Source organism: Flexithrix dorotheae DSM 6795 (assembly GCF_000379765.1).
Taxonomy (GTDB): domain Bacteria; phylum Bacteroidota; class Bacteroidia; order Cytophagales; family Flammeovirgaceae; genus Flexithrix; species Flexithrix dorotheae.
Window position 1 is genome coordinate 80,847 of sequence record NZ_KB903447.1, and the last position, 19,388, is coordinate 100,234.

General features: G+C 37.5%; 8 protein-coding genes. 1 reads left to right on the forward strand and 7 read right to left on the reverse strand.

Features of this window, described 5'->3' with window-relative positions; genetic code table 11:
* Nucleotides 1-10: 10 nt before the first annotated feature.
* From A3EM_RS43035 to A3EM_RS0119740, 3 genes are all read right to left on the reverse strand, one after another.
* A complete protein-coding gene (locus A3EM_RS43035; RefSeq protein WP_020529970.1) occupies nucleotides 11-3,307 on the reverse strand; it encodes a VCBS repeat-containing protein in 3,297 nt (1,098 codons plus the stop codon).
* A 91-nt stretch (nucleotides 3,308-3,398) separates the two neighbouring features.
* A complete protein-coding gene (locus A3EM_RS0119735; protein WP_020529971.1) occupies nucleotides 3,399-4,958 on the reverse strand; it encodes a RagB/SusD family nutrient uptake outer membrane protein in 1,560 nt (519 codons plus the stop codon).
* Between the two features lie 47 nt (nucleotides 4,959-5,005).
* On the reverse strand, nucleotides 5,006-8,224 hold the full coding sequence (locus tag A3EM_RS0119740) for a SusC/RagA family TonB-linked outer membrane protein (protein ID WP_157637980.1): 3,219 nt from the start codon (nucleotides 8,222-8,224) through the stop codon (nucleotides 5,006-5,008).
* 460 nt (nucleotides 8,225-8,684) lie between these two features.
* On the opposite strand from A3EM_RS0119740, the gene A3EM_RS0119750 reads away from it, so the two are divergent.
* Nucleotides 8,685-12,746: a two-component regulator propeller domain-containing protein gene (locus tag A3EM_RS0119750; RefSeq protein ID WP_157637981.1), complete on the forward strand. Its 4,062-nt coding sequence runs from the start codon at nucleotides 8,685-8,687 to the stop codon at nucleotides 12,744-12,746.
* Nucleotides 12,747-12,806: 60 nt separating this feature from the next.
* On the opposite strand, the gene A3EM_RS43040 is transcribed toward A3EM_RS0119750, so the two are convergent.
* The 4 genes from A3EM_RS43040 to A3EM_RS0119770 all read right to left on the reverse strand — a co-directional run bounded on the left by A3EM_RS43040 (nucleotide 12,807) and on the right by A3EM_RS0119770 (nucleotide 19,301).
* The gene (locus A3EM_RS43040; protein ID WP_020529975.1) at nucleotides 12,807-13,937 is read right to left on the reverse strand and encodes an alpha-L-fucosidase; all 1,131 of its coding nucleotides are present in this window, start codon (nucleotides 13,935-13,937) and stop codon (nucleotides 12,807-12,809) included.
* Nucleotides 13,938-14,078: 141 nt separating this feature from the next.
* Nucleotides 14,079-15,725 (reverse strand): DUF4955 domain-containing protein, encoded by a 1,647-nt coding sequence (locus A3EM_RS0119760; protein ID WP_020529976.1) that lies wholly within the window; start codon nucleotides 15,723-15,725, stop codon nucleotides 14,079-14,081.
* Entirely contained in the window at nucleotides 15,725-16,948 is a 1,224-nt protein-coding gene (locus A3EM_RS0119765) for a glycoside hydrolase family 88 protein (RefSeq protein ID WP_026210429.1), read from the reverse strand. Before A3EM_RS0119765 ends, A3EM_RS0119760 begins: the two co-directional genes overlap by 1 nt.
* Before the next feature lie 133 nt (nucleotides 16,949-17,081).
* Nucleotides 17,082-19,301: a hypothetical protein gene (locus A3EM_RS0119770; RefSeq protein WP_157637982.1), complete on the reverse strand. Its 2,220-nt coding sequence runs from the start codon at nucleotides 19,299-19,301 to the stop codon at nucleotides 17,082-17,084.
* Nucleotides 19,302-19,388 lie beyond the last annotated feature (87 nt).

Below are 19,388 nucleotides of genomic sequence, written 5' to 3' on the forward strand. Positions count from 1 at the left end.
TCCGTTCTCCTTAGTTAATTTTACTGTTAATTTCTACCATTTGTATCTTGTCAGAATTTTTCGATACCAAAAGGATTATGCTCCCTTTTACTTTTATGGCTTTCATGTCTTTAACATCGCCATCCAAAAAAAGTCCTGAATCTTTATAGTCGATGGCTTCAAATCCTCCTTTACCATCTCCTTGTAAAAACAATCCATATCCGGCATCATTTCTTGGAGTTTCTATTTCCGATCCATACATATTCCCGGCCAGCACCAAATCCTGATGTCCATCCTGATTTACATCGTATGGAATGATGGCATTTACCGAAGATAACTGAGCCAGATTAGGTAGTTTTTTCTCTTTAAAATTTCCTTTACCATCATTTTCGAAATATGTAGTAGCAAAATTGTAAGCCTTATAATTTAAAGCCATTTTCAATTCATTTCCACCATATATATCTGCTAATGAGGCTGATGCGAATGCTTTATAAGTAGGGAATTTCTTTTTTATTTCTGGTATTTGCGATGAGGAACACGATCTTCCACGCAATGGGTATAATGAGGTTTTTTCATAATAAGCCAATACGATATCGTTCTCCCCATTCATGTCAAAATCCTTACTGTATACCTGAAAAGGTTTCTCATTGCTGGCTTTGTACTTATAATTCAAGCCTACATTTCCTGCAATTAAATCTTCATCTCCATCTCCATCCATATCTTTTGCCACCAGGCTAAACCACCAGCCGTCAGAGTTTTCCAAACCATTTTTTTGGTTTGCCTTTTTATTGAGTTGCCCATTTTTATTCTCAAAAACAGTTACAGGCATCCATTCTCCGGCAACAATTAAATCCATATCTTCATCCTGATCTATATCCGTCCATACAGCTGAAGTAACCATGCCCAGCTCTTCCAACTCAACACAAAAATCCTTAGTCGCATCTATAAATCTACCCTCTTCATTCAGTAAAATATGACTGTTAGCAGGGTAAGGATATAACCCTGGTGTTTGCCTGCCTCCAACAAATAAATCCAAATCCCCATCCTCATCGATATCATGTGGGACCACTACTGATCCACTTGTAAAATTTTCGGGCAAAGCAGACTGGATGTAGGTGAAATTTCCCAAGCCGTCATTCAGGTATATTCTGTCCAGGTAACTCTTATCATTTCTGGGCAATTCATTTCCTCCACTTACTACATATAAATCCAAATCTCCATCGGTGTCGGCATCAAAAAATACATTACCTATATCTTCATAAAATGCATGATCTATAAACACGCCTGTATTTTGTTTTTCAAAACTCCCCAAAGCATTTTGGAAATAAACTGTTCCCGGAAATCCCTTTGCTCCACCAATAAAAATATCTTCCAGTCCATCGCCATTTACATCTCCGGAGGACATAAATGGTCCCAAAGCTGACATTTTATGAGGTAGTAATTCTTCTTTTATAAAATCATCATAATCCTCTTCTCTGGAAATATGATTGATCTGTTTTTTAGTTGAAACTTCACTAAAAAATGAAGAATTACCCAAGGTTTTCTGAGGAGAAAGGCTATGATTTTCGGAATCCTGAATATCCAAAGTGATGAGTTGATTACCTGCAACTCCCGCTTTTACCTCAACAGATCCATCTGGCCACATGACTTTTAGGCTATCCACCTTTAGCAATTCCCCTATTCCAAAATGTAGCGGTACGGCCATTGATGACCTAAACCCGTGATTGTAGGTATATTGTTGGTATTGAACCTGACCTGGATGATAAAGCCATACTTTCGCTCCAATACCATTTCTGTTTTGCGTGGATCCTTTGAAATCTATTTTTAAATAATTCCCCTTTTTCAGGCGATTACTTTGGTTTTCGAAAATAAATGCCGGGTCATTCACATTATTCACCACTATATCCAAATCCCCATCATTATCCAAATCAGTATAGACAGCTCCATTGGAAAAAGAGGGAATATTCAATCCGCTATTTTCCGTATGATTTGAAAAAGTAAGGTCTCGATTATTGAGAAAAAAGTAGTTTTTAAGTTTTACAGAAGGCATTGCCTCAAGAGCCCGCTCCCATTCCTCTTTGGTAAGAGCAGTTCTACCTTCTTTAGCTGCTTTTTTTAATAAATTTTCAAAAAATATTTTGGCATCGGAATTCCGGGCATCTCTTTTTATTCCATTGGTAATATACAAATCCTTCCAGCCATCATTATTAAAATCGGCCAATAAAGGTGCCCAACTCCAATCCGTGTTTGAAATTCCTGCAATTTGCCCTACTTCACTAAAATGACCATTCCCAATATTCTTTTGCAGGCAATTAAACATATATTGATGCTGGAATCCATTTTCCAGGAAAAAATCGAATGCTTCTTTTTGCATTCCACCCATATTTTCCTTTAGCCTTTTATTATCCGCAGCTACCATATCCAGGGTGATGATATCTGGTAAACCGTCATTATTGTAATCTCCAAGATCATTCCCCATCGAATAATTTGACATATGCCTAAAGGCTTTTTCAGAAGATTCTGTGAAGGTTTTGTCCCCATTATTCAGGTACAAATAATCATATTCAAAAAAATCATTACTCACGAAAATATCGTCCCAGCCATCCTGGTTAACATCCCCAACAGACACTGCATGAGCAAAACCAAAGGCATGATCGATAATGCCAGATTTTGAAGTGACATCACTAAAATATCCACCCAGATTTTCAAAAAGTTTATCTCCATTAAAAGGGCTGCTAAATTCCCTCATTTTAAATGCCTTATCATTATCCTGATTAGCATCTACTATCCCGTAATTTGCCTGGAACAAATCCAGGTCACCATCTTTATCATAATCGAAAAAAGTTGCCTGAGTGGAATATCCGGCACGGTCAAGTCCATACATCAAGGCCGACTCGGTAAAGGTGAGATTACCGTTATTAATATAAAGTTTATTTTTTCGATTTTCAGTTTTCAGGTTTCCCGATTGGCAAAGATAAATATCCATCCAGCCATCCTGGTTAATATCTACCACAGTTACACCAGTTGTCCATTTTATGGTAGTGCTTTGAATGCCCGCTGCGGAGGAGATATCCTGAAACTGTAAATTTCCTTTATTTACATATAGTTTATTGGCTGATAAATTTCCGGTAAAAAACAAGTCTGTTAAACCATCATTATTAAAATCTGCGGCTGCTACTCCTCCACCATCATAATAGGACTGGTATTGTATTATATTTTTGTGTTGATCATCTTCTATTTCATTTACAAAATCAACCCCTGACTGGCTTGGCAGAATTTGTTTGAAAAGAGGTGTTTGTCCATAAATTAAGGTTGGGTGCAATTTCATGAAGAAAAACAAAATGCAGAAGAGGTACAATCTTTTGCAAGATTGTAACCTCATCTTAAGTGCATTCAATATGAAATGAATGGTTATCATTTTAATTTGTATAACCTTGATTCAATTCCACTTCATAATCAGGTACTTCTGAATAAAAATTACCATTGTATGGTACGGACCCGGCACCTCTGTCACCATTAGGGATATCTTTTTTCAAACCTTGCAGGTAATACAAACGATCTCCTTCAAAGGCCAATTCTACCATTCTTTCCATTTCGATAGCCTCCAAAAGGTCTCCATCGGTTCCGGCAAAGTCCCCTAATCCTGCTCTGTTTCTCACCATATTCAAATCCGTTCTTGCCTGGCCAGTATTTCCATTCAAAGCATTTACGGTGGCTCTTAATAAATACATATCAGCCAGTCTAAGAATAGGTAAGTTGGTTGATCTTCTTACCCCGCTTCTATAATACTTATTACTCCAGACATATGGTTTTGTAGTATTAAACTGCTCTCTTGGATCTGCTCCCGATTCAAATCTGGAAAAAAGTTGAGTATATCTTTTATCATTTAGCGCATCAGGATTTTCAGAACCATCAGCATTCATCCAACCAGCTTGTTTCAGGAAGCTTTCACTGGCTGTCACAAATCTGGCCCCATTTTTTGAAGGATCATCACTATCTCTGTTCCCCGCTGAGTACCAGCTAAATCTGGTTGGGTGTTTCCAGTTACTTGAACCTCCCAGGCCATCACCAGCCCAAAGGGTGTAATACCAGATAACTTCTCTTCCGCGCTCAATACCACTCTTATTCCAGGCCTCAATCGGCTCCTCCGACAAGTCATATTCCCCACCATTCTGATCAATTACAAAATTAAGTTCAGAAAGTGCCTCCGTCTGATTTCCCATGTGGAAATGAACTTTGGCTAAAAGCGCAGCAGCTCCAAATTTATTCACTCTTCCATCTTCATATGGTGCAGGATGCAAAGCAGGATCAAACTTTTCTGGCAATAATTCTTTGGCTGCTTTTAAATCTTCTACAATTAGAGGATAAATGTCATTTGCCGAAGCTAAAGGTGAGGCAATAGCTTCATCAAAATTAGTAGCCTGATTTACCCTGAATGGAATTTTCTTTTCATCACTTGGATAAACTGGCAGGTATAACCTGGCAATCCAGTAATAAGCATAGGCCCTAACAAACAATAATTCGCCTTTTATTCTGGCCACCTCATCAGGACGATTGGCCTCTGGAAAGGGATCATTATTCGCATTTTCAATAAAATCCAAAGCTCCATTGGCAAAACCAACCGCAAAATATCCACTGTTGAATATACTATTGTCAAAAAGACCAACCTGATTTCCTGCTTGTGTCCTGTTATAAAGATCTTCTGTGTCATTATCCACACTAAAACCATCTGCGGCAGGAGCAATGTTAACTCCATCAGCAAAGGCTTCACCTGCTAACCGGCCAACTCCAAATATGGTCCGTGAGCCCCCGTTTCCAGTTAATCCATAATAAGCCCCAATGGGTGCTTTTTCCAAATCGTTTAAACTTTGCCAGGGAGCCTGAGGTGGATTTTCCAACTCAAAATACTCTTCATTGTCACAACTGGTAAAAAATAGCATTACCAGTGCTGAAAGTCCTATTTTAATATATAAATTCATGTTAAATTTCTTTAAGTTTTAAAAATGATGTAAAATTTTGGGTCTAATTAAAAACCTAAATTCACTCCGAAACTGAAAGTTTTTACCTGAGGAATCTGGACACCAACCCAACCTTGATTAATATTTCTGGATTGAGCATCTCCATCAGTTGAAACTACTTCAGGATCATATCCATCATATCCGGTAATAGTCCATAAGTTATTGGCCATTACATACACTCTTAGCTTTTGCACATGAATACTTTCAAGGACGCTTTTAGGTAAAGAATAACCTAATGAAAGCGTTCTCAACCTGATATAATCTCCTTTTTGCAGATATTTGTCATGTCTCTGTCCCGATCTTTGTGGATCAAATCTTTCATTTTCACTGATCGTCCCGTCTTCATTAATTACATCATGTCTGGCATTCCAAACCAATTTAGGATAAGTTGCATTTTTATTTTGGTCTGTCCAGGTATTATTTACCATGTCACTTCTTAGGATGTTTCCAGCATTACCAATATAGGTTTGACTAAATTGTGCATTATCGAAAATGTAGTTACCTCCTGAGAAAGAAAAATAAGCTCCAAGATCAAAACCTTTATAAGTAAAATTACTGTTAAATCCACCGAAATAAGTTGGGAGAGCTGTCTTTTCGGTATTATCAAAAAGATGGTTTTGAAGATTCGACCTGGTAGCTGGAATTAAATTACCAGTAGCCACTCTTTCCCCGGTTTCATTGAATAAATCCAGGTCCATTTCCTCAATTAACTCGTATCCTCCTTCAGTATGAATTCCGGCATATCTGGCTAACCTAAAGAAGGATAGTCGATCACCTTCCCTTGTTACCATTCCATTGCTTCTTACATCGTACAACTCGGCATCTTCACCAGTTAATTTTACTACTTTATTTTTATTGGTGGTGAAATTAAAACCTAAGTCCCATTTAAAGTCATTTTTATTCATGACAATGGCATTTATTGAAAATTCAATACCTGAATTTTTCATGTCACCAATATTATCCCAAATAGTTGGTGTATTACTGAAAATACCAGATGAAACCGGAATCGGAACCTGATACAACATATCAGTGACATTCTGATGATAGTAACCAATTGATCCACTGATTCTATTTTCCAATACTTCAAAATCAACCCCTACATCAGTTGCACTGGTGGTTTCCCAGGTTACATCTTTATTTCCAATGGTAGTAAGCAAATCTCCTGCGCCTACATCACCATATCTACCCCAGGTAGCGTAAGAAGTTAACTTAGCCGTAGCACTGATATTCGAATTTCCGGTTTGTCCATAACTTCCTCTTAATTTCAGAAGATTAAAAAATGAACTACCACTCATGAATGCTTCTTCAGAAATAATCCATCCTGCAGAAACTGCTGGGAAACTACCCCATCTTTTTGACTCATCAAATACTGATGAACCATCATATCTATAGCTTAATCCGAATAAATACTTGTCTTTCAACTTATAATTTAACCGTCCAAAATAGCCTCTGAAATAAATTTCACCTCCTAAGCCGTTGGAAACTCTTTGTACGTTACCAGGCGACCCAACTTCTTTGGCTGTTCCTATCAACTGATCAGCTTCTGTATTTCTTCTTCTATTGTTTTCGGCTGTAGATTCTGTACCAGCAGTAATGCTTATGTTATGGTCAGTACCGAAATCTTTATTATAGTTAAAATAAACATTGTAATTAGTTCTCTGGAAGGTAGATGAAAAATCAAATGCATAATTGGAACCTTCCCTGATTACTGTATTTCCCCATTCTATATTACTAGTCTGGTAAAAATCATGAGCAAATTCAGTATGAAGTTTTAAACCCTCCACACCTGGAATTTGATAATCAGCAAAAACACCAGCAATTGCTCTGAAAGAAGTTACATCATTGATGTAATTATTCTTATTCATAGAAGCTGCGGGGTTTCTACCTGACAATGGATCAAAAAGAATAGGGTTTCCGGATAAATCAGTTGCTGTAGGGTGATAAACAGGCAACCATGGGAAAACAAAATCATTTACAGCATTGTAGCCAGGAGTAGCCATATTACTGTTTCCTCCTGGAGCACCTCCATTTGGAGCTCTTTCATTATCTGCGTATGAAAATGTAGCTCTTAATCCTAAATCAAGGTTATTTACTGGAGAAAAATCAAGGTTTGTCCTTAAACTGAGTCTCTCGAAAGTGTTTGCATTTAAAACACTTTCATCTTTTCTGTACTGACCAGAGATATAGTAACTGCTTTTTTCAGCACCTTTAGAAGTAGAAATATTAATATCCTGGAAACTTCCGTCTCTTAAAACCTGGTCGAACCAATTTGTATTTGTAGTCTGGCTTCTGTCAAGCACTGCATTTGGATCTCTCCCATTATTTAAAATAGAATTGGGATCATATGGATCCAATCCACTATTTGCTCTTGCCTGGTCTATTAAAGACAACCATTGGTCACCATTGGTAAAACCGATTTCATTTGGACCTCTCACTACTTTAGAAACACCTTGTTGGTAATTTACATTAAATGTTCCGGTTTTTGATTTCCCGGTTTTGGTAGTGACAATGATTACACCATTGGCTCCCCTTGAACCATAGATGGCAGTAGCAGCCGCATCCTTTAATACTTCTACCGACTCTATATCACCTGGATTAATCATGGCTAAAGGGTTCTGGCCTGATGTAGAAGAGTTTCTGGAAAAACCATTAAGTTCTCCCGGAGTACTTAATACCATTCCATCAATAATCCAAAGTGGTTCTGTACCAGTGGAAATAGAGTTTGTTCCTCTAACCATTACCCTGGTAGGAGCACCTGGCACCCCATTTACAGAAGATACCTGCACCCCTGAGGCCAATCCTTGCAAATTCTGGTCAACACTTATCGCTGGGAAAGTACTTAAATCTTTGCTTTTAACTTTGGAAATGGATCCTGTTACTTCACGCTTCATTTGCGATCCATAACCTGTCACAATGATCTCATCCAGCTGGGTGATATCCTCTTCAAGGGACACATCAATTACAGACTGACTTCCTACAGGAACTATTTTATTGTGGAATCCTACAAAACTGAATTCCAACTCTGCTTCCTGGGAGACAGAAAGTTTATATTGACCATCAATATCGGTAACGGTACCGGTAGTTGTTCCTTTAACAACCACACTCACACCTGGTAAAGGGTTTCCATCTGATTTGGAAATTACTGTACCAGTAACAATCCCTTCCTGTCCAAAGGATACAGAGAAGGTTACAAGAAAGGCTACTATTGAAAGTAGTATTTTTCCCATTTTCATATTAAATTGTTTAAGTAAAAAATTGATTTGGAGAAACAAATAAATTGGGATTTCATTTGAAAAACATGGAATAAGGTGTCAGGAAAGAGGAATTCTGTACCATGTTACCTCATTACTCTTTTAAGTATTTAAATTAGAGTGAATGGCTGGCTCTGAATAAAAGCTTCCTTACGATTACACAGAAAGCCTGATAGTATTAAAAATGACATTAAGGGAAATTGGGTTAATTTTTTTTGAACTTGAAGCCATGAAAATTTGTAAATAATCCAATCTTGCAGACCATGATTGGGCAATCATATAAGGGTAATATTAGAACACAAAGGAGGAGAATCGTTTCACGGATTATAATCTTTAATCTATTTTTTTCTGAATTAAGTAATTAATTACTTATGTTGTATATATACAATTTGAGGTTTTTAGAACTGTGGGTAAAGATTTAAACAGGGTAGGTTTTATGAGTCGTCTTTTTTTTAAAATAATAGCTTGTATTTGGTTAATTCACAGCCAGGTTGATGCTCAAAATTTGGATCATTTCAATGAAGAGCAGACTAAAATCTTATCCCAAATTTCAGGATTAACTTCTCCAAAAGTTTACTGTATTTTAAAGGATAAAAAAGGATTTGTGTGGTTGGGAACCAGTGATGGTTTAAATCGATATGATGGCAATTCAATCACAGTATTCAAACATGATCTTTCTAATCCAAAATCCATTGGGAGTAATGCCATCAACTGCCTGTTTCAGGATCAGGAAGGAGGCTTATGGATCGGCACCAACAATGGCTTATACACCTTTAATTACCATGATCAGTCCTTTACCAACCATTATGGTCCCAAAATTAAAGTTTATTCCATTTGTGAAGATAAAGATGGCAAAATATGGCTTGGTAGTAGAAAAGGGTTAATTTCTTATAACCAAACCACCAAAAAATTTCAACACGTTCCATTCCTGGAAGAGGTGGTCATGAATGCTACAAAAAGTAATTTCAGTCTGGAAATTTTGACGGACAGGCATGGAGAAATTTGGATTGGGACCTGGAACCATGGGATTTATCGGATGAACCCAATCACAGGAGAATATGTACGGTTTACTCCAGAGGGATTTGAAAATTATGACATTCTGAAAACGGGGCATATCTCTTCAATAGAAGAAGGCCCAGATGGAAGCCTGTGGTTTGGAAGCTGGAATTATGGGTTACTAAAGGTAGCCACAAACCGACAAAAAATTACTAATTTTCTGCACCATCATGATAATCCCAATTCCCTGAATGGAAATGAAATAAAGGCCCTCAAATTTGATGAAAAGGGATTTCTCTGGATTGGCATGGAGGAAAGCGGATTGGATAGATTTGCTCCGGAAAAAGAAGAGTTTATACATTATTTCAATGCATTCCAAACTTCTGATTTATTTGAAGGCCCAAGTATTTATAGTATAATGGTGGATGATCAGTCTCAATTATGGCTGGGCTTCCGAAATGATGGGGTAAAAATTGTCCCTCTTCAGAAATCACCTTTCAAACTCTATAAGAACGAATCTGTTGAAACCACCCGGGTTTTCAGTGTTTGTGAAACGCCACAAAAGATTTTTTCGGGAATAAAAGGAGGAATAGAATTATGGGATTTAAAGAATAATTCCCTTAAATATTTTGAACTTCCCACCAAAGAAACCCCTATAAGTTTCTATTATGATGGAAAAGACTTATTGTACCTGGGTACCTACAAGGGGAGTCTTTTCACTTTTCATATCGAAAAACATCAGTTTAATAAAATTCCATTACCGGCTTTCCAACATATTAATAAAGACAACAAAATTGAATGTTTTTATCCTCTATCAGATCGGCAGCTTTTAATAGGATGTAAAAGGGGGTTAGTGAAATTCGATCCGGAAACCGGGAAACAAAAACTAGTACTGAATAATTGGGTACATTCTATTTTGGAAGGTGAAAATGAAAGTTTATGGTTAATGGGCTGGTCAAACATCCAACAATATTATCCTCAAACCGGAAAAGTAACGCACTATGAAAGTAAAGCCAAAGGAGATACAAAATCTCAATATTTAAGTAACGATAAGACGATTTATCTGGGAACTGATCTCGGGTTTTACAAACAAGATTTGTTAACAGATAGCATTTCACTTTTTAAGGATATCTTTCCATATGTCAATAACCAGGTAAATTCTATAGTTCCGGATAATCAGGGGAATTTATGGTTTACCGCAGATCACGGGCTAGTTTTTTTCGATTTGACTAATCAAAAATTTAGGACATTTGACAAAACGGATGGATTACCCGAAATCCGTTTTCAGGATGGGGTTGGGATGAAATTAAAAAACGGCAATATCCTTTTTGGTGGAGAGGGAGGCATGATAACCTTTGATCCTTTAAAAATAGAAGATACTGGAAACCAGGCCAATCTGACCTTTACAAATATCAGTATTTTGAACAAAACCTTAAATCCTAACGATCCTTCCTATCCATTTGATGGTGATATTTCGGAAATCGATCAAATTGAAATTGATTATGCTCAGAATATTGTAAAAATTGATTTCTCCCTTTTAAGTTACATTAATCCGGATAAACATCGTTTCCAGTATCTTCTGGAAGGATTTAATAATAATTGGTTTGATTTGGGCAACCAAAACTTTGTCACCTTTACCAATTTAGATGCCGGTGATTACATTCTGAAAATAAAAGCAGCCAATGAAAATAACAATTGGGGACCGGTAAAAGAACTAAAAATCAAAGTTAATCCGCCCTGGTATAATACCTGGTTAGCCTACTTCTTTTATGCCTTGAGTTTTGTCCTTATTATACTGTGGATCAAACAGTTCTACAAAAATAGGGAAGTATTGAAAAGTAAAATTAAGGACGAACATCTGAAGTTTGAAAAAGTAAAGGCCAAAGCCAAAAACGAATCGGTTTTTTCACAAATGCGATTGAAATTTTTCACGAATATTTCTCACGAATTCCGGACACCACTTACCCTGATTTTGGGCCCTCTGGATAATTTTGTGAAAAATAATAAAGCTCCTGAAGAAGAACATTTGAGGTTAATGCACCGAAATGCAGAAAGACTGCAAAGATTAATCAATCAAATTCTTGATTTTAGAAGCCTTGAAGGAAATAATCTTAAATTGGAACCTTCCTGGGGCGATGTGATTAGGTTTGTAAAAGAAACGGCTCAGCTTTTTGTGCCCATGGCCCAACAAAAAGAGCTCACCTTTAATATATATCAAAATACGGAAAGTCTTCATGCCTGGTTCGATCAGGATAAACTGGAGAAGGTAATTTACAACTTGTTGTCTAATGCTTTTAAACATACTAAAACCGGGGAAATAAATATCAGTATAAGCACCCTTTCCAAGGACGAGCTTACCAAAGAAAGTACCCTAATTAATACGCCATATGATACCCTGTTAGAATTAGTAATCTCTGACACTGGTGAAGGAATTGAGGCTGATAAAATTCCCCATATTTTTGATAGATTTTACCATTTGCAGTCTCATACCAGCTCCACAACTCAGGGAACAGGAATTGGCCTTACACTGACCAAAGAACTGGTAGAAATTCATGGAGGGCAAATCCATGTGGAAAGTCAACTTCAAAAAGGAAGTAAATTTAAAGTTGTAATTCCTATTAATACAGCACAAAAAGAAGGTACAGATTTGTTAGTGCCTGAGGAACAAGGTGCTCCCGAAAGTCTGACTATTGATACAGAAGAACCTCAGGAGGAACCAACACTGGCAGAGCACAAAGTGCCTACAATATTGGTGGTAGAGGATAATGAAGATTTGAGGGATTATATGCATGTGGAGTTTTCTAAAAAATACCAGTTAGAGGATGCGGAGAATGGAAAAGAAGGGCTGGAAAAGGCATTAAAAATTATTCCAGATTTAATCATTTCCGATCTGATGATGCCGGTAATGGATGGTATAGAATTTTGTAAAGCCATCAAAAAAGATGAAAGAACAAGTCATATTCCGATAATCATCCTTACAGCTCATGGTTCGCATATTAATAAAATACAGGGTTATGAAATCGGAGCAGATGATTACATTACCAAACCTTTTGCTTCCGATTTACTGACTTTAAGGGTAGAAAATTTACTGAGAAGCCGACAGGAATTACAATCCAAATTTAGCAGAGAAGTCCGGTTGCAACCCCGGGATTTACAAATATCGAATATGGATGAACGCTTCCTCAACAAAGCTATGGAAGTAGTGGAAGCCAACCTGAATAATTCTGATTTTAATGCGGATTCATTTGCTTCGGAAATGTGTATGAGTAGGGTTCACTTGTACCGTAAGCTCAAAGCCCTGACGAATCAATCTGTATCAGATTTTGTGAAAACGGCACGCCTGAAGCTGGCTGCAAAACTGGTGGGGGAAAATAAACTCACCATAAAAGAAGCTGCTTTTACTGTTGGATTTAAAGATCCGAAATATTTTTCGAAATGCTTCCGCCAACAGTTTGGCGTAAATCCATCGGATTATCAGGAAACAAATATTCAGGATAATTAATGGCCTTATGTTCTGGTGTAAAATCAATTCATTCAGAAATTTACACCAGAACAAGAGAAGTTATAAACTCAGCAAAGTAGCTTCATCCTCTTTCCTTAATTTTCCTTCATTGGTAATACCCACATTTAAAAGCAAGTTGGCTTTCATTGATTTGGCCACGCTAAGGTAGTTTTTAATTTCTTCTTTTGAGAGAACAGAATGATCCCAATCGTGCCAAAACCAGTTGCCCGAGGGAAATTTTTCATTTCCCTTTACAGACATAGTTGTTTCAATTTGCAAAGGTAAATAAATGGCTTCCCCCAGCCAGTTCCAAACTTTTCTATCAGCTTCTACACTCGTATATTTTTCACCACTTCTGATATCCACAGGATGTAGTGGTACTCCGGGATAAGCGGATGTAGAGTTATTCATAACCAGGCAATTAGGCTGAATAGATTTGATAAACTGATAGATATGATCCATTTGCCATTTGAATGCACCTTCACTTCGCCAAGCCTGAATAAATGCCAGGTCTCTTTCCAGACTTTTTTCTTCGAAATCAGCTTCTCCTTCCAAATTTTCATTTTTCTTTGTCCAGCCACTTCTTTGTTGTTTCCAAAAACCATCAAACCAGAGTTCCACCACTTCACCATATCCGGTAAGTAACTCTTCCAATTGAAATTTCATAAAGTCAATAAATGCCCACCAGTCTTCCTTAAATTTTGGTTCATGTGCATCCCAGATGGAATAATATAAACCAAGCTTTAATCCATGCTTCTGGGCTGAATTCGCCAGTTCAGCCAGGACATCCTTTTTGAAAGGACTCGAAGAAATCCCATAACTGGTTTGCTTGGATGGCCATAAACAAAAACCATCATGATGCTTAGTAGTGAGTACGATGTATTTCATTCCCGCTGCCTTAGCTACCCTACACCATTGGTCGGTATCCAACTTTTTTGGATTAAAAGCTGAAGGATCCAGACTACCATCGCTCCACTCTTTGTCATAGAATGTGTTAATTCCAAAATGCACAAACATCCCAAAATGTAGATCCATCCAAGTTTTCTGGGCTGCTGTAGGCAAAATCTCATTACCCTGGACTTCAATTTTACTTTTATTAAAAAAAGATTGCTCTTTGGTCAGTCCATTTAGTAAACCAGTTCCACCAAAGGCCGCAATTGAAGTTCTGTTTATAAAATTTCGTCTATTCATATCAGTTATTATCCAATTTAAGTACCCGTACCCTTTTTAATATTGAGATACTTCAATATCAATCAATGATGTTCTACTCCGGGAATTCCATTCCGGATAGCAAATTAAAAGGTTGTTATTTCTGTGTAATTACTTACTACCCTACTTCAAATCAATCACCGTATGTATTTCTTTTCCTAATCTTTTCTCCAATTGATATCGAAATAATGAACCCGGTTTCGGAGCCTCTTTCCAATATTCTATTTGCCCCCATTCTCCATCATAATTTCCGTCATACCTGTTTTTTTCAGGATCTTTCATGTAAATATCCTGTCCTTTTCCGGGTTGAATTCCTACCAGTACAAAACCGGGAATTTCCTTAAAATTGGCAATAGAATTCTTGATAATCCCCTTATAAGGTTCAGTCAGGCCTACCTTATAATTCCAAATGGTAACCCCATTTCCCATGGCAGGGGGAAGTGCATTTCTGGATCCTCCATGTCTAAATTGAGGCCCAATAATATTATCAAATAAATTATGTACACCTACTCCCCCGTGTAAATCAATCCCGGATGGCTCATCCGAATAGGAATTAAAATATACATTGCCTGAAGAGTATGCACTAATTGCAAAAGTGTGATAGGCCTTACCTGCATGTAAATTATACAGCAGGTTTCTGGTAGAAAAACCCGCAATATTGAAACCGTTATGTCCAATATTCCCTTTAATTCGGGCATGCCAAACGGAGCAGTTTTTACTGTTGCCCAGGCCTACCGCTGCGGTAGCATTTTCATGAATGGTATTCTGAACCCAGCTATCTTCACAATAACTCATTCTGATATGGCTCCAGCCTCCATCGTGGATAGCATCTTTATGATGGATAAAATCCTCCTGCCAGTCAGTTGTCATTTTTATACCGGCTATTCCTACATTTTTCACCATAATTGGAATCTCCCAAAGCTTTGGCTTAAATGATTCTGACAATTCCCATAACAGAGGGGCATCAAGTGTAACATTTTCTCCCGACACTTCTTCCACAGTTACCATTTGTCTAACCTTATATTTGGCATCTCCTTCATTGCTCCACCAATAATTTCCTGACTTTTTTAATGGATAGATCAGTTGTTGAGTAAGGGTGCTGTCTTCATTTTCCATTGTCAGCAAATATGTTTTACCTGCCTCCACTTTGATGTCTTTAGTGATCGGAACCTGAAATGAGCCTTTCCGCGCATTTCCCAAATGGGCTGCAAGGTTATTATCATCCTGAAACGGAAAGAAAACGGAATCTGCTTCAAGTTGATAAACCAGAAAAAAAGATGGCCACATGGCGCCCAACCACTTTTTACTAGGATCGGGATAATCTGAAGGTGTATGGTCGTGCAAAACTGTGCCACCGTTTCCTTCCCCAGCACCAATAATAGTGATATTTGAATGCCTGATGTGTACAAAACGCTTTTTGGTATTCACATCAAAATCAAACGTACCTTTACCAATAACTACAATTCCTCCTCCAGCAGCAGCTGCTGCATCCACAGCTCTTTGTATGGCATCAATATCATCTTTGCCATCATTGGGAATAGCCCCATAATCTTCCACTCGGAATTTCTGGAATTCTTCGGGGGTTAAATCCGGTTTTTCTTTATGTTTTTTATAGCCGGCATAGCTAAAATCAATTAACCTGGATTCCTCTGGATGATTTTCCCATTTATCTAAAATCAATGATCTGTTTTGCAATTGTTTTTCCTCACAGGATATCACAATACAAGCCAGTAAAATATAAATCGCGATTCGGTAATTAAAGATATTCATTAATTGGTGTTTACAAGTTGCTCATTATTTTGAATTTCCTTCAGCTTTAACAATGCCTCCAAGTAATAATAATCTGCATATATTATAGGAATTCCTACCTCCTGTTTACCGGCATGGCTACCCACACTTTTCTCTAAAAAAGCATCACTATTTTCGGATAGATAATTTGCAGAAGATAAATTCTTTAATATTTCTTTTCCTGCCTTAAAATATCTTTCACTTTGCTCTGAATCTGATACCATTTGGCTGAGGTCGAATAAAGCAGAGGCGGTGATAGAAGCTGCTGAAGCATCCTTTTCTTCATTTGGAATATTAGGTGCATTAAAATCCCAGTAGGGTATTAAATCGGCTGGAAGATTATCTAAATAATAATCAGCCAGTTTTTGGGAAGTTTCCAGAAACTCCTGTTTCCCGGAGTATTGATAAGCTTTTGCAAAACCATAAATACCCCATGCCTGTCCTCTTGACCAGGTAGAATAATCACTATACCCCTGATCTGTCACTTTTTTAATCACTTTAGAAGAGATGCTATCATAAACCACTACATGAACTGTGCTGTTATCTTCTCTTATAAAATCTTTCCTTGTGCGAAGGGCATGTGCAATGGCTATTTCCTTTAATATTTGTTTTCCTCCATTCTCGGCTGCCCAAAACAGTAATTCCAGATTCATCATATTATCGATGATGGTCGTATGGGGCCAGCCTTTTTTCCTTTTCATCCAGGGCCAGCTTTCCATGATTCCTACTTCAGGTTTATACAGGGTGGCCAGGGAATCTGCTACTTCCAATAAAACTGCTTTGTAATGCTGATTTTTAGTGATTTCATAACCCAGTCCATAACTATAATACATCATGAATCCTAGGTCATGGGTTTTCCAGGGAAGACTTTTAATGGGTTCCAGCATTTGCGTATAAAATTGGGCATTAAGTAGAAATTCCTGTTCTTTGGAATAGTCATACATTTTCCAAAGTATTCCCGGATAAAACCCTACAGTCCAACTATTGATGCTACTTCCCGACCAGTGTTGCTCTCCTTTTTTTATATGCCGTGGCAGGCGTTTTTCATCCTGAAAGTTTTTTATGGAATAATAAAGTTTAACTTTACAATGTTCAAGGGCTTCCTCTACATCAAATTCTTCAGAAGAATTTTCCTGTTTTTCCATACCAGAACATGCCAATACCATCCATGTTAAGGCCAATAAAAAAATATAATGTTGTTTCATTTTTATCTATTAAATAAGAGCTTAAATCGTAAGCCAAGCTTTGAAAACTACGATTTTCCAGAGCTGCTTTAAGTAAAATGTCCATATGGTTTTTCTAAAATTTTTTGCTTTTAGAAATCCAGAAGTCTGTGTGTTAATTCAATTCTTTCCAAATTGGATTATCTCCAGTAAAATCTACCTGATAGCTTTTATTTCCATCGGAAACGCGCATGATTCCATTTCCAACATTTATGTAAGGACTCTGGTAAATTGCACCTCCGGTAAAATCATCCCAATTCTGAATTTTTCCATTGATCTTTCCCTTACATCTCAAACCCTGGGGCTGGTAATCCATTTCAAGGCGATCTCCATAAATAGATTTATAATTTAAGCTTACCCCATCATTCTCGGATAATTCTAATTTTCTTTTTTGTGCTAATTTTTGAGCAAAATCCTCCAATGACCTGAATTCGTTTTTAGCCACCACTTCCACCACATAACCACTGATTTCTCCGGGAAAAGAAATGAGTCCATAGGTTCTGAAAAATGTCTTTTCCTCCTTCGATTTAAGTTTATTTATCACTTCCGTATCCGGCTTTACAACAAAATGCTTTTCAGATAAAGGTTTAACTGCCAGGTATACCTCATTGGCTTCAAAATAATATGTATTATCAATTAACTGGGGAGAGAGGGAATTGGGAAAATAAAACCAGGAAGCGGCACCCCCTTTACTTTCCTGCCAAAATCTGGAAATTTCTGAAACAGATTGATTTGCCGGTGGCTCTACAACATGGAGTGGAGCTGCACCATATTTTTGCCTGTGCCCGGTTTCATAATTTTTTGGCTGTTCACTTTCTGGTAAAATCCATAGATTTTCCCGGTTTTGAGTAGCATATTTTGGGGCAATTAAAGTATCTGCCTGAATTTTTTGGGTTGGGGCAGATAACAACAACAAAGTTCCCTTCGATTGCAAAGTCTGGGTGTAAGGACTATGCCCGGAAGTACTTCCACGCATAGGATGTCCTCCACTAAAACAAAGCGGCTTATCCGTTCCCTTAGCCACCACCGACCAGATCATCTGCTGATTTGGGTTATCGACAATAGTCATTTGGATATTGCCAATGGCAAAATTTTCATCTGCATAAAATGTTTCGGCAAAAGCATGAGCTTTGTCCATGTGATAAAAAGGCCTGCTCATTTTAGCTTCAAAAGGAAGTTTCAGTTCCTTTCTGGTTATATTCCAAATGATTTCATTGGGCCGATAGGTTGTCGTTGTCTGGTGTAATGAAGCCGTAGAATTTTCCATTTTACGGGAAGTATCATCAAAAAAGCCCCATTGTAATTGTTCCATTTTATCGGGGTTTTTATTAGTGAGGTATCCCCTTTTTTGAGCGCCTGCGATAGCTCCATCTACCAATTTCAATCCATAGGTGGCAAAGTAATAATCAAGGGCTGCTTTAGCGAGTGCTTTTATTTCTGCGTCAGTGGAAAAGTCATATAAATTTAGAAATCCTTCTATACTGTAAGGGTAATAAACATTGGAATCATATTCTCCATTTCCTACATATAATAACTTCTTCACATAATCACGCAACATTTCCTTAGTCAGTTCTCTAGCTTCCTCCACAGCGTAACCGGAAATTTTTGCTGAGTCTGGTAAAAGCTGGCTATACAATAGCGCAGAAGTTCTCCACATAGTTTTGTGGTTTTCCGTTCCTCCATCAAAGGCGTTTCCTCCTAAAAGCTCTCCTTTTTCGCCTACCAGATCATGAGGTTTAGATAAACCTAACAATTCTCTGTGCCCATCAGAAGGCTTTCTGTTTTCTGTATAAATGGAGATCCAATAGAAAAAATCAGCTTCCCATTCCTCTCCCATTTCATTTTTAATTAATGGATAGGCTCTGGCCCAGTTGTTACAGGCAAAATGAAATTGTTGTCTTAAATTTCCGGGAATAGATAAAAATGCTTTAGTAAGCTTAAGCTCCTTATTTAATAATATTGAAGCTGCAGCTGGTGGTAATTCATATTTCATGGGATCACCACCAAACGCAGTAATTTTTCCTTTTTCATTTCTTGCTTTCGGACCGAAATATCCGGTATCTCCCTGTACATATGCTCTGCCAGTATATGGGGAAATTACGGTTTCACCTTTAAGGGCATAGGTTTTTACAGGCAATCCGGTATCAGGACAACGGGAGTTTGCCAATGACCTCATACCAAAACCCTGAGCAGCAATCCTTTCCATCATAGGAGCCATTCTTTGTTGGAATCCTTCCTCATCAGGATAGGTACTTACCTCCCAGGAATTTTGGGAAAAACCTTTCAGTATTTGAAAGATTAAAATGATAACAAATCCTGCTCTTTTCATTAACATATGTATTCTTTTCCTGTTTGGTTCAGGCATCCATCCAGACCCTTTTTAATTGTAAGCTGTTATTTAAAATTTTCTTTGTTTGCAACA